Below are 12,115 nucleotides of genomic sequence, written 5' to 3'. Positions count from 1 at the left end.
TTCATACTAACTTTTTTTAATAAACTTCGTGTGACATTTCGGACAGGAAATTTCCACCTTTCCCTTGCCTCGCGGCATTCGAATTTTCTGTCTACACTGAGGGCAGGTATAGATATGATAATCCTTTCTCTGTTCCATCACATACCTTTGTTTCCCGAAAACCTTTCTGATCTTCCCGGTCAATTCCAAAAATTTCTGGTTTTCTGCATATCTGCGGCTATAATCCTTTGAAAAAGCTCTCACAAACGCAAGAACCACTAAAATCCAACCCAGCAACAGAAAAAACACCTCAAAAATAAAGTTTGATAGAATGACGAGAACCGCTCCTCCAATCAGCATGACCCTGTACAACTGGTCCGCCCCGTATCTCCCCTGCATAAAATGTAAAAACTTTTCTCTCATCCACATACCTCTCTATTTTTAGTTTTCATGTTAAAATGTATCTTATACCTACACCCCTGTTTCGTCAACTAAAATTTTCCCGCTGCACTAGAAGCCCGTGTATAACCAAAATGTCACAGGCAATACTGTTGACTTGCCATCATGCTTTGTGTATGATGAGAGCACAGAAAATGAATTACTTACAGGAGGATTCTCTATGTTAAAAGCTGGAATCAAAGGAACTCAGGAAGTACTGGTGACAGAAGCCAACACCGCAAAAACCATGGGAAGCGGCACCTTGGATGTCTTCGCCACCCCGGCCATGATCGCCTTGATGGAGCTGACTGCCTGGAAGAGCGTCGCTCCCTACCTGGAAGAGGGAAACGGTACCGTCGGCAGTTACCTGGATATTCACCACAACGCCCCGACTCCGGTAGGCATGACCGTCACCTGCGAGAGCGAGCTTATCCAAGTGGATGGACGAAAGCTGACCTTCCGTCTGACCGCCCGGGATGCCGCCGGCGTCGTAGGCGAGGGAACTCATGAGAGGTTCATCGTGGACAACGCAAGATTTTCCCAGAAGGCAGAAAAAAAGTTAGGCTAAAACTAAGACGAGACTGGATGTTCCAGTCTCGCCTCAGACGGAGAATCCTGCACCGCAGGATTCTTTTTCGTGTAATAGGAAAGACCTTATCACGCTAATGCATGAAAGTCCTCTCCTATTACACAAACGCTCCTCTAAAGATGCGCACGCCGCAATGAGGAATTTCACCGCAAGGCGGTGTTGCGGCGGCGCTCAAAGTGAGCTGCGCCCTCAAAGATTGAAGGGATGGGGGAGTTGAAGTTGGCTTGCCCACTTTATTCCTTACTTATTTTTCCACTCTCTCTCCAAAAATTTTGCCACACCGTCATGGTCACAGTCATCCAGCACTCCGGTCACGCGCCCTTTGATTTCCTCCAAGGCATTGGCCGGAGCATAGCTTCTGTCAGCAATTTCAATCATCGGAAGATCATTGAGATTATCTCCAAAAACCACCACCTGGTCGCAACCTGTCATCTCTTTTAGCTTTAACAGAGCCTCTTTTTTGCTGGCCTGGTCGCTGAACACCTCTAGACAGTAAAGGCCATTATAGATATTCAGGTAATAGGCATATCTAAGTCCGGAAACCTGTCCCAGCTCCTCCAAGACAGGACTTAAAGTCTCCTGGCAGTCTGTCACTGCCAGATAAACCACTTTCCCTTCCTGCAAAATTTCAAATAAGTCATCCACTCTTTTTACTTCGCTGCAGCTTTCCAACGCCCGTTCGCTGTAATACTGAACCTGAGATTCCATCTTCTGATCTTCATAGTAAAGGCTGAGCTGTTCTTTCTTATATAAATAGAGGAAACAAGAAATTCCAAACCTTCTAAAAATTTTTAGCGCATTTTTTACTACCTCTGGCTCCATTGCCTGGACATCCAAATACCTTTGCTGGTTAAAATCATAGAGGAAGACTCCATTCGTCAAAATCCCCGGTGTCGTCATGGCAAGATCTTGCAATCTGTAATCACAGCCATAAGGCATACGGGCCGTCGCCACAGAGAACTTCATACCTTCGCGAATACACCGATTCAAAATTTCAGCGGTTTTCGGCGTGATTTCTTTCTTCTTGTTAAGTAAAGTCCCATCCAAATCGGACACATACAGTGTTTCCATCCAGTTCTACCTCTCATCCTAACATTTTCTTCCCGCTCAGATATGAATCATCCAATCTTCATATCCTCTACAACATTCCATCACTGCCTCAGAGAGCGTTGGGTGCGCGTGCACCATCTTCGCCACTTCTTGAACAGGAATCTTCTTCCAGGCAGCCAGAACCAGCTCATGAATCAGCTCTGTCGCGTCTGCTCCTATGATATGTGCGCCGACAATCTGCCCGTCCCGATCCGTGATAATCTTGACAAATCCCTCACTCTTACCAATGGCAACTGCCTTTCCTGCTCCCTTAAACGGAAATTTGAAAACCTTCGCCTCAGAATCCTGAGCCAAGGCGCTTTCCTCCGTGACACCAAAACCGGCCACCTGGGGTTCGCAGTACACACACCCTGGAATATAAGGCACAAAAGGAGCCTCCGTACCTGACTTTCCGGCGATATACTCCACCGCCAGTTCCCCTTCTTTCGAGGCAACATGGGCGAGCATAGGCGTCGGCACAACATCCCCAATTCCATATATGGAAGGTACGTTAGTCTGATAATATTCGTTGACTTTCACAAAGCCTTTTTCCAGTTCCACTCCGACTTCTTCCAATCCCAGATCCTCTGTATTCGGTACTCTTCCTGTCACCACCAGGACTTTTTCCACTGTGGTTTCCTTGGCTTTTCCTTTTACATCTGTAATTTTCACTGTCACACCCTGGTCGTCTTTCCGGACAATCTCAGCTTTTGATTTCAGGTGCACGCTGATTTTTTTCTTTTTAAATGCCATGGCCAAAGCTTTCGCCACCTCCGCATCCTCATTCGGCAGCAAATGTTCCGTCATCTCCACTAAGGATACCGATGCCCCAAAAGAGTTTAAAATATAGGCGAACTCACAGCCTATCGCTCCGCCGCCAATGATGCAGATGCTCTTCGGCAACTCTTTGCACAACAGCATATCGTCCGAGGAAAAAATCTGTTCGCCGTCTGCTTCCAATCCTGGTATCTGTCTCGGCCTGGAACCTGTGGCAACGATAATATTCTGAGCACTCAGTTTCTCGCCTGAAGCTGTCGTAACTTCTCTCGGCCCGGTAATCCTTCCAGCCTCTTCCACCAAAGTCACACCGTTTTTGTCCAGCAGATAACGGATTCCCTTTGACAAAGTCTCAGCTGCCATCCTAGACTGAGCATGTACACTGCCATAGTCAAAGCCTGTGAAGTCCGTCCGAACTCCAAAACCTGCCAACTTCCCGGCTCCACTCACCAAAGCCGCGCTGGAAATCAGATTTTTGGACGGGATACATCCGATATTCAGGCAGACTCCGCCCACATGTTTTTTCTCTAGAACCGCCACTTTCATCCCTAGCTGCGCTCCTCGGATTGCCGCCACATAACCTCCCGGCCCAGCTCCTAGCACAATCAAATCAAACGTACGTTCCATCTTCCTCTCACTCCTTCCCTCTTATCTTAATCCTGCCGTTCTTTCAAAAGAGTCAGCAATTCTTCCAAAATAGGTCTCATATCTGCGTTCACTGCGTAATCCGCCACCTGGAAAATCGGTGCGTCCTCAGCAGTATTCACAGCAATATACAAAGCTGTATTCTTGATTCCTTCTGTGTGCTGCACTGCCCCGGAGACCCCAAAAGACAGACAGATCTTTGGACGAATCGTGCAGCCCGTCTGGCCAATCTGATTCTCAAAAGGAACCTCTCCCATATCCATGACCGGGCGGGTTCCGCCCACTGCTGCTCCCAACTGGCCTGCCAGCTTTCGCAGCAATTGAAAATTATCCTTCTCCAGTGCTCCTCTTCCGCCCACAACCACCACGTCGGCTGCTTGCAAACTTCCAGCCTCCGCAGCTGGAGGCAGTACTTCCAGCAGCTCCACCAAAACCTCTTCCTCGAGACTGCCGTCCATCCAGATCACTGGGATATCTCTTTCCTTGCCGTCCAACTGCCATGCCTCGCAAACCCCTTCCCTCAGTGTCGCGATCTGAGGATAAATCCCTGTTTTACACTCAATGCACACTTTGACATTCGCCTCGAAGGAAGGCTTGATCTGACGCAGTCCATGGGAACCATCTTCCCTTTTTCTAATTTCCAGCTCCGTACAGTCCGCAGTCATCCCAGCTCCCAGCCGATACGCTACCCTGGGGAAAATCGATCTCCCTTGGTCACTGGCAGGCACTAATAACACACTAGGAGAAATCTCCTTCAGCATCTCACTATAAACCCTGGCCAAACGCTCCTCCTGAAAACAGATTTCCCTGGGAAGCTTTACCGCATAGATCGCGTCAATCGGCAGTCCTTTCATTTGAGTCATCAGAGTCTCTGGCTGTGCCGCGGCCAAAAGTACTTGTATCGGTTCCTGCGTTTTTTCCTTCAGCTCCCAGGCCGCCGTGATCAATTCAAAGAAAGCGGGGCTCAGTTCCTGATTCCAATGTTCTGCAAAAACACAGATTCCACTCGCCATTATGTATTACCCCTCTCTTTCTCAACCAATTCCAAAATCTTCTGTGCGATTTCTCTGGCATTTCCTGTCAGAAAATTCTCCGTCTGAACGCGTTCCGGCAGAAAAGACTCCGTCACCATTGTGGGAGACCCTTGCAGGCCAGCCAGCTCTTTTGGAATCTGCAATTCTTCGTTGGTATAGACAACAATTTCCTTCTTCTTAGCAGCCATCTTAGAGCGCAGAGTGGGAAGGCGAGGATCGTTGCATCCATATACGACTGTGACCACTGCCGGCAGTTTTACACGCAGACGCACCGCAGATTGATGAAATTTCTTCAGCACCTGTATCTCTCCCTCACTCACCTTCTCTATCCGCTGAACAGAGGAAACATGAGGAAGCCCCATGGCCTCTGCCAACATCGGTCCGACCTGTCCCGTCGCCCCATCCGAAGATTCCGCACCCGCTAAAATCAAGTCATAGGTTCCCAGTCTGCTCAGCCCCTTTGCCAAAGCTCTGGCAGTGGCAATCGTATCTCCCCCTGCCAGACACCGGTCCGTGAGCAGGCAGCCCCTGTCAATCCCCATGGCCATTGCTGTGCGAAGCTCTTCCTGAGCTCCAGGCGGCCCCATGGTAATTGCGGCAGTCTCACAGACGCCCTGATTTTCTTCTTTTATACCCAAGGCCATCTCCAAGGCATTGAGATCCGATGGATTCATCATCGTCCCTGATTTCTCCCGAATCAGGTTATGAGTCACTGGATCCACCGATACCTCACTGGAAGACGGCACTTGTTTGATACATACAGCAAGTTTCATCTTTGCCTCCCTTTGCCCTTCGGCCTTTATGCACGTTCCACCAGACGCATGAACGCCCAATCCTCCAACAGAGGCGTCTTCTCCCCTGTCATGATGTATTTCGCCAAGTCCCTGCTGGCTGCCGGTGCCTCAATGATTCCATTTCCACCGTAACCGGAAGCCACCAGATATCCCTCCACTGGAGTCTCTCCCAGAATTGGCAGGAAATCCTTCGTCTCTGCCCGATAAGACAGCCAGGAGGACACCAGACCGCTGTCCAAAATTCCAGGAACTGTTGTCTCTAACTGTTCAAATAAGAACTCGATAAAATACTCGTCGGTTCCTCCTGTCGCCGGAATCTCGTCTGGATTCCAGTTGCCCGCATGCATCGGATTGTTTAAATCCATGGACAGATGGGATTTACAGATAAAAATGTTATCACCTGCACGCAGAGCGTAAAAAGCCGGGTATTTCAGTACTGGAAAAACATAGTCCAGTTTTTTACCAGGAGGACTCAGGAAAAACGCTTCCGCCTTCGTATGCCATACCGGCACGTCAATTCCTGCCATATTCCCTGTTATGCGGCTCCACGGACCTGTACAATCCACCACATAATCAAACGCATAGGAAGTCCCATCCTCTGTCTTTAAGCCTATGACCTTGCCGTTCTCTTTCAACAGCTCAATCACCTTCGTCATGGTCAGAATTTTGCCGCCATTCTCTTTTAATTTCCGGGCATAAGTATTCGAAATCATCGTCCCGTCAAAGTAGCCGTCATCTTTGGTGTAGCCTGCTCCGAGAATATGTTCTGTGTCGATATCCGGGAGAATCTGCTGAATCCGCGCTTTATCCGTGATATACTCTCCCTGATAGCCGGCTGCTTTTGCCAGGGCAATACCGGTTCGTATCACCTGCTCCACTTCCTCGTTAGTAGCCACCACCAAAGTTCCAGTTTGGTCAAAACCTGCGGAGCCCTTCTCCTCCTCTTCCATCTTCCGATAAGTCTCAAAGCCATACAGCCGCACGTCCCAGTAACGGTTGCTCAAAGAGTCGTCAAACAGGCAGACCGTCCCCGCTGATTTTGCAGTAGAACCACATCCAATTCTATCTTTCTCAAAAATTGTGATTTCCGCATTCTCATAGAGGCTGAGATAATAACCTAGCGCTGTACCAGCGACTCCTCCTCCAATAATTCCAATTTTTCTTATTTTCATACACTTATACCTGCTCTTGTCCTATTTTCTTCCAATAATTACTTCATCCAAAGTCCGTTTTCTCGGTGTAGGGTCTGCCGATTCGGCGCTGTAACCCACAGGTATCACGACCATCATATCGTATCTCTCTGGATCTACTCCACATTCCTCAGCCACCCGATCTTTATTTTTGCGAATCTCTGCAATCCATACGGCCCCCAGCCCCATGGCATGTGCAGCCAATAACATGTTCTCTGCGCACGCACCGATGGTGTTGGAATCCTTCACCAGATCGTATCCTACCTCGTTGTCCATAAACAGACAGATCAAGACATCCGCACCTTCCAGAACTTTGGTGTGTTTTGTAAGTTGCGCGATATTTCCCTTCACCTGAGGGTCACGTACAATCGCAAATCTCCAGGGTTCATTTGCCAGACCTGAAGGCGCTCTCATGCCAGCCTCAATAATCTGCTGAACCTGCTGATCTGTCACCTTCTGTCCTGTATAGCTGCGGACACTCTTTCTTGTCAAAATTGCCTGCATTGCATCCATTTTCCTTCCTCCCTCGCTCTTTTCCATGACAGTTTTTTCACTTTATAAAGTTCTCACAATCTCATCAAAAATTTCCAGCGTATCGTCGATGTCTTTTTCTGTATGGGAATAAGACATACAGAATGGTTCTCTCGGGTCCTCGTCGATGAGAATTCCCTTCTCAAAAGCTCTCGCTGCAATCTTCTTATATATGGAAGCATCTGCTTTTGCCCACTCTCTGGCATCCAGATTACTCTCAATCCCAAAGCTAACTGAGAAAATTGCAGGCATAGAGCTGAGAAGGCACGGAATTCCAGCTTTTTTAAAGATCGCCCGCAGCCCATTTTGAAGTCTGCTTCCCATAGCGTCAATGTACCCGTGGACATTCTGCGTACTCATAATTTCCAATGTGGCCTTAGCCGCTGCGGCTGCCACCGCGTTTCCGGCGTAGGTACCCCCTTGGGTCACACCTTGCCCTACGATATCCATGATCTTGGCCTTACCTCCGTAAGCTGCCACAGGATAACCGTTCCCCAATGCTTTTGCGTAGGTGGTAATGTCTGGCTGATAGCCATATTTCTCCTGTGCTCCACCCTTCGCAATTCGAAATCCTGTCTTCACCTCATCCAGTATCCAGACAATTCCATATTCATCACAGAGTCTACGCACGCCGTCCATAAATCCTGGAAGCGGGTCCGCGCAGCCGAAATTGCCCAGCATCGGCTCCGTGATAATTGCCGCCACCTCATTTCCGCAGCGTTTCAACGTCGCCTCCAAAATTTCCAGATTGTTAAATGGAAGCGTAATGATCAAATCTCCCAAAGCTGACGGAATTCCAGAGCTGGCCGGGACTGTGATAGGACTTCTGGAATTCCCATAGGTGGATGGCGGTGCGTAAGTAGAGAACAGTACATAGTCATAAGAACCATGGTAGCCCCCTTCGAATTTAATGATCTTCTCTTTTCCTGTGTAGGCCCGTGCCACCCGCAGAGCATGTTGCGTGGCATCCGAACCACCGTTTACCAGGCGCACCTTCTCTGTAGCTGGACAAAGCTCCACAATCTTCTCGGCCGCCTCTAATTCCAATTGAGACGTAATTCCTGGCGTCACTCCATCCCGAATCGCGCTGATTACCTTCTCGTCCACCTCATCGTAGGCATATCCCAAAATTACCGGTCCAAAAGCCAGTCGATAGTCGATATACTGATTTCCATCCACATCCCAGACATAGGCCCCTTTGCCTCTCTGGAAATATGGAGTCACTTTCTTTCCCCAGTAACGTCCGTTGGAATTCACACCCAACGGCATCGTCTTCATTGCCCGTTCCTGCATTTGGGACGTTTTTTTTCTTTTATCCATCTATGACACCTCTTCCATTATAATATGTAATCACGGTCTTTACCGCCTGTTTCCACTTCCTATAACCATCCTGACCATCTGCCTCCGGAAATACAATCTCAGCTTTTGTCTCTTCTCCTATTCCCGCTCTCACTCCCAGGCTTCTGGTGCACAGATGGGCAATTCCCAGCAAAGTACCTTCTTTTTCCAGAGATTTCTCCACCGGTCGCTGCAAAACATTTGCCTGTTTTTGAACTAGATACTCGTTGGCTGACATTCCTCCATCCAAAACCAATTTCTTGATCAGAGGCATACAGTCCAAAATATCTCGAACCGTGTAGGCCACCGCATCCAATCCAGCCCTTAATATATGTTCCGGCCGGGTACCTGCTGTGATTCCAAACAGCGTCCCCTTTGCTTCCTTCCAATATGGCGCTGACAAACCTCCAAATGCAGGGACAAAAAGCAGAGACTCCTGATCGTCATAGCTTCTGGCGATCTGTGAGAGATCTTCCAGCCTCCAATCTGTGGAGAAATTTCTGAGAAGCCAAGTGACAATACTGCCGGAAGCTCCTCCTTCCGCTGCCAGCCCGTAGGTGTATTCCTCCCCGATTTTCCAGGCTATACTCGTCGTCAGGTTTTCATCCAGTACAAGCTTGGAACCCAGATTCATCCAACAGGCACAGCAGGTACCGTAAGTCACCTTTGCATCTGCCGGCTGCGTACATCCCTGGCCAATCAATGTCACCGACTGATCCAGACCGCCGGCAATCCAGGGAATTTCTTTGCCAATTCCCAAATCCAGCCCTTCTATCCGGCAGACATTGTCTGTCAATTCCGGAAAGATCAAAGAATCCCCGCAAAAGAATTCGATCAGCTCTTCATCCCATTTTCCCTGTCTTAGATTATAGAATCCAGTCCGGCAGGCAGTTCCATGGTCCGAGGCAAACCTCCTGTGCCCAGTCAAAACATACAAAAACCAAGCGTCCAACTGGCCAAAAGCGATTCTACCGCTTCTGCACCGCAAATCTAACTTTTCATCTGATCTGCGCAGCTCTCGCACTTTCAACGCTGGCCATTCACTGGACAGATGCAGACCTGTCCTCTCATGGAACCATCGCCCTCTCCCCTCCTGTTTTAGCTGAGCGCAGTAGTTCTCACTCCGACTGTCTTGCCAGCTTATTACAGGAGTGACAGGTTCCCCGGTCTGCGTATCCCAGAGCAGAAAGGACTCTCCCTGATTCGCGAGTCCGATTCCTGCCAAACCTTCTAGACATTCTGGATTTCTTTCCATCAGCCGTTTGGCACCGTCCCGGACAGAATTCAGCAGCTCCCACGGGTCCTGCTCTACCCAGCCGTATCTTGGTGTAGCGACAGACACCGGAATATCCACACAGTCCACCTGTCTTAAATCCCCATCAAACAGCGCACTCATGGTTCCGGAAGACCCTTGGTCCACCGCAATCAGATAGATATCCTGTCTCATAAGCTCCTCCAATGGGATAACCCCTTACTCTAAACTGAAATCCCGGTTCACAGGTTTGTAAAGCAAATATCTCAGAGGTTCTGGCCCGTAAGCAACCACATAGTGAGGTGCATAAGGCGCCATATAACAGAAGTCATCCTCGTGAACCTCGTAATTGATTCCATTAATCCAGAAATTTCCTCTTCCGTCCAGGAAGTATCCACCATGTTCAAACACATGGGTCTCCGTAAATGGGAAGGTAACACCTGGGTAGAACGTCAGCATATTCATAGCCATATCAAAACCTCTGTTTTTCTCAAAAGGAACACACTGCTGTTCTTCTTCCGCCGGACTGTGAATCGGCGTGATATCCAGTACGCTGGAAATAATCGGGTCCGGCACAGAGAAAAATTTCGTTTCCTGATACTTTTTACGTACCCAGAGAATCTCCGCTGTCTCCTCCTTTTTATTTTTGATCTCAAAGTCTACCATCGGCGGCAGCCAGAAATATCCTTCTTTCTCCATGGAATATGTCTTTCCGGAAATGATAACTTCCACTTGCCCGCGGATAATATACAAAAAGTTCTCATATCCATTCAAAATCCGTTCTTTGCTGCCACCATCTTTCTCAATGGCTAATTTACACTCAATAAACTTCGCCCCAATCTCAGGCGTCGCATACACGTATACCTTCGTGTTTTCCCATTCCGGGAAAAAGCTGTCCAGTACAAAGGCTTTCGGCAGCAGATTCGCGGAAAACGGTGCGACTGTCGCACGGGTAATGCTCAAATGATTTCCTTCTATCAATTTCATTCCTGGGTTTTTCATTGATAAATCCATACTCTCATCCTCCTAATTAATGTTTTGCCATGTAATCGCAAACCAATTCCAAATTTTCACGGAAGCTTCCATCCTTTTTAAACTTCTGGGCAAACAGTGCGGAACCCATGGTCATCCCATCTGCTCCGGTACCTACGACTTCCATGATTCTCTCATAAGTATCAATGCTGCCCGCTGAGACAACCGGAATGTTCACAGCCTTCACGACCTCTCCCAATAACGTCACGGCATCTCCGGTATAACGGTAAGACAGCAGATCAATTCCATCTACGCCTTTCGCTTCCAGCTCTCTTGCATGAGCCGTGACCTCCTCGATCGTTCCGTCCAAAATGGAAGGATGACCATAGACTTTTCCGCAGAAAGGATAGTACTTCACACCGGTTCCTTTCAGATAATCCCGAATGGAATCATAGTAGACCGTCCCCATCAGCACATCGAAGCCTGCCTCCACAGCGATCTTAGCTCCAGCGAGGCCTTCCTCCTCCGATAAAGATACGATCTCTAGGTTCGTCACCTTTCCCTCTGCTTTCATAGTCTTTACTAGATCCACCATCTCATCTCTAGGAAGGCCGATGTCTTTAAATCCCCAGTCCTTTACTGGCAGATCTTTGCATGCCAGAAAACACTCCTTGGCATTCTTTACGGTTTCATCATTAAACGTCAGCATTACAATTAAATTCTGTTTCATTCCTGTTCTCCTCTCTCTCACAAATTCATAATCTTTCGCATATTTTCACCGGCAATCTTCTGATAAACCTCTTGGTTTCCCTCCGATGCAATCTCGATCTTCAAAAGTTCCATCCGAAAATCATTGCCTGGCCAGTCTGTACTCATGACAATTCTGTCTGCCCCTACTTTTTTAATCGCCGCTTTTACACTGAACAATTCCGCCGTAGAAGTATCCAGATAAATATTGGAATTCCGTGCCGCAACCGTGATCGCATCATCACAGTAATTAAGCGCACACATATGCCCCAAAATCACTGTCACCTCAGGAAAAGCTCTCGCCAGCTCTTCAAAGTAAAACGGGTGGTCATTCTCCTCAGAGCCCCCATGGGAAAATACTGGTACCTGATACTCCCGACATACCTCCATCAGAGGGTCCATCAATTCATGATCGCCTAACTGGTAGCCGTGCAGCCGGGGATGCAGCTTCAGCCCCCGAAGTCCCTGATCTAGATAATGGCGCAGTGTGGATACAGCCTGTCCATCCCTGGGATTTACCATACAAAAGCCAAAGAAACGGTCTGGATGTTCCCGACACGCATTCACCACATAGTCATTGTCTATGGACTGGGCTACTGTACATACGCCAGCCACATCCACTCCGGCTTGGTCCATTTCCTTTAGAATCCTCTTTACACTCATTCCCTCATCCAGAAAGCCCCCTGTAGACTCGCCTTCCCAGATGTGGTTGTGGTGATCTATAATCATAACCTGCCTCC

At 48.4% G+C, this 12,115-nt stretch carries 13 protein-coding genes; 1 reads left to right on the top strand and 12 read right to left on the bottom strand.

Going from position 1 to position 12,115, the window contains the following annotated elements:
* Positions 1–6: 6 nt before the first annotated feature.
* Positions 7–408 (bottom strand): hypothetical protein, encoded by a 402-nt coding sequence (locus BLHYD_RS03655; RefSeq protein WP_005949639.1) that lies wholly within the window; start codon positions 406–408, stop codon positions 7–9.
* A gap of 190 nt (positions 409–598) precedes the next feature.
* Between BLHYD_RS03655 and BLHYD_RS03650 the strand changes: the two genes are divergently transcribed.
* Entirely contained in the window at positions 599–985 is a 387-nt protein-coding gene (locus BLHYD_RS03650) for a thioesterase family protein (protein WP_040350658.1), read from the top strand.
* A gap of 261 nt (positions 986–1,246) precedes the next feature.
* Here BLHYD_RS03650 and BLHYD_RS03645 read toward each other — a convergent pair whose 3' ends face one another.
* The 11 genes from BLHYD_RS03645 to BLHYD_RS03595 are packed head-to-tail and all read right to left on the bottom strand — an operon-like array spanning position 1,247 to position 12,104.
* Positions 1,247–2,077: an HAD-IIB family hydrolase gene (locus BLHYD_RS03645; protein ID WP_005949636.1), complete on the bottom strand. Its 831-nt coding sequence runs from the start codon at positions 2,075–2,077 to the stop codon at positions 1,247–1,249.
* Between the two features lie 36 nt (positions 2,078–2,113).
* A complete protein-coding gene (gene lpdA / locus BLHYD_RS03640; RefSeq protein WP_005949635.1) occupies positions 2,114–3,499 on the bottom strand; it encodes a dihydrolipoyl dehydrogenase in 1,386 nt (461 codons plus the stop codon).
* Positions 3,500–3,525: 26 nt separating this feature from the next.
* Positions 3,526–4,530, bottom strand: coding sequence for an electron transfer flavoprotein subunit alpha/FixB family protein (locus BLHYD_RS03635; protein WP_005949634.1), 1,005 nt, complete (start codon positions 4,528–4,530; stop codon positions 3,526–3,528).
* The gene (locus tag BLHYD_RS03630) at positions 4,530–5,324 is read right to left on the bottom strand and encodes an electron transfer flavoprotein subunit beta/FixA family protein (RefSeq protein ID WP_005949633.1); all 795 of its coding nucleotides are present in this window, start codon (positions 5,322–5,324) and stop codon (positions 4,530–4,532) included. The genes BLHYD_RS03635 and BLHYD_RS03630 overlap by 1 nt, the downstream gene beginning before the upstream one ends.
* 26 nt (positions 5,325–5,350) lie before the next feature.
* Entirely contained in the window at positions 5,351–6,517 is a 1,167-nt protein-coding gene (locus BLHYD_RS03625; RefSeq protein WP_005949632.1) for an NAD(P)/FAD-dependent oxidoreductase, read from the bottom strand.
* A 21-nt stretch (positions 6,518–6,538) separates the two neighbouring features.
* Positions 6,539–7,048, bottom strand: coding sequence for a nitroreductase family protein (locus BLHYD_RS03620; protein WP_021845211.1), 510 nt, complete (start codon positions 7,046–7,048; stop codon positions 6,539–6,541).
* A 42-nt stretch (positions 7,049–7,090) separates the two neighbouring features.
* Positions 7,091–8,386 carry a guanitoxin biosynthesis PLP-dependent transaminase GntE gene (gene gntE / locus BLHYD_RS03615; protein ID WP_005949630.1) on the bottom strand — a complete coding sequence of 432 codons (1,296 nt, stop codon included), beginning with the start codon at positions 8,384–8,386 and terminating at the stop codon, positions 7,091–7,093.
* Positions 8,379–9,851, bottom strand: coding sequence for an FGGY family carbohydrate kinase (locus BLHYD_RS03610; protein ID WP_005949629.1), 1,473 nt, complete (start codon positions 9,849–9,851; stop codon positions 8,379–8,381). The genes gntE and BLHYD_RS03610 overlap by 8 nt, the downstream gene beginning before the upstream one ends.
* A gap of 24 nt (positions 9,852–9,875) precedes the next feature.
* Positions 9,876–10,670 carry a cupin domain-containing protein gene (locus BLHYD_RS03605; RefSeq protein WP_005949628.1) on the bottom strand — a complete coding sequence of 265 codons (795 nt, stop codon included), beginning with the start codon at positions 10,668–10,670 and terminating at the stop codon, positions 9,876–9,878.
* A 16-nt stretch (positions 10,671–10,686) separates the two neighbouring features.
* The gene (locus BLHYD_RS03600) at positions 10,687–11,358 is read right to left on the bottom strand and encodes a beta/alpha barrel domain-containing protein (protein WP_005949627.1); all 672 of its coding nucleotides are present in this window, start codon (positions 11,356–11,358) and stop codon (positions 10,687–10,689) included.
* A gap of 17 nt (positions 11,359–11,375) precedes the next feature.
* Positions 11,376–12,104: an amidohydrolase family protein gene (locus BLHYD_RS03595; RefSeq protein ID WP_005949626.1), complete on the bottom strand. Its 729-nt coding sequence runs from the start codon at positions 12,102–12,104 to the stop codon at positions 11,376–11,378.
* Positions 12,105–12,115 lie beyond the last annotated feature (11 nt).

It is taken from the genome of Blautia hydrogenotrophica DSM 10507 (assembly GCF_034356035.1).
GTDB classification, from domain to species: domain Bacteria; phylum Bacillota; class Clostridia; order Lachnospirales; family Lachnospiraceae; genus Blautia_A; species Blautia_A hydrogenotrophica.
This window is presented reverse-complemented; position numbering and strand designations above follow the sequence as displayed.

What these genes read in the sequence shown, in the direction of transcription:
- BLHYD_RS03655 (WP_005949639.1), bottom strand. Translation starts at nt 408, where the DNA reads ATGTGGATGAGAGAAAAGTTTTTACATTTTATGCAGGGGAGATACGGG.
- BLHYD_RS03650 (WP_040350658.1), top strand. Translation starts at nt 599, where the DNA reads ATGTTAAAAGCTGGAATCAAAGGAACTCAGGAAGTACTGGTGACAGAA.
- BLHYD_RS03645 (WP_005949636.1), bottom strand. Translation starts at nt 2,077, where the DNA reads ATGGAAACACTGTATGTGTCCGATTTGGATGGGACTTTACTTAACAAG.
- lpdA (WP_005949635.1), bottom strand. Translation starts at nt 3,499, where the DNA reads ATGGAACGTACGTTTGATTTGATTGTGCTAGGAGCTGGGCCGGGAGGT.
- BLHYD_RS03635 (WP_005949634.1), bottom strand. Translation starts at nt 4,530, where the DNA reads ATGGCGAGTGGAATCTGTGTTTTTGCAGAACATTGGAATCAGGAACTG.
- BLHYD_RS03630 (WP_005949633.1), bottom strand. Translation starts at nt 5,324, where the DNA reads ATGAAACTTGCTGTATGTATCAAACAAGTGCCGTCTTCCAGTGAGGTA.
- BLHYD_RS03625 (WP_005949632.1), bottom strand. Translation starts at nt 6,517, where the DNA reads ATGAAAATAAGAAAAATTGGAATTATTGGAGGAGGAGTCGCTGGTACA.
- BLHYD_RS03620 (WP_021845211.1), bottom strand. Translation starts at nt 7,048, where the DNA reads ATGGATGCAATGCAGGCAATTTTGACAAGAAAGAGTGTCCGCAGCTAT.
- gntE (WP_005949630.1), bottom strand. Translation starts at nt 8,386, where the DNA reads ATGGATAAAAGAAAAAAAACGTCCCAAATGCAGGAACGGGCAATGAAG.
- BLHYD_RS03610 (WP_005949629.1), bottom strand. Translation starts at nt 9,851, where the DNA reads ATGAGACAGGATATCTATCTGATTGCGGTGGACCAAGGGTCTTCCGGA.
- BLHYD_RS03605 (WP_005949628.1), bottom strand. Translation starts at nt 10,670, where the DNA reads ATGGATTTATCAATGAAAAACCCAGGAATGAAATTGATAGAAGGAAAT.
- BLHYD_RS03600 (WP_005949627.1), bottom strand. Translation starts at nt 11,358, where the DNA reads ATGAAACAGAATTTAATTGTAATGCTGACGTTTAATGATGAAACCGTA.
- BLHYD_RS03595 (WP_005949626.1), bottom strand. Translation starts at nt 12,104, where the DNA reads ATGATTATAGATCACCACAACCACATCTGGGAAGGCGAGTCTACAGGG.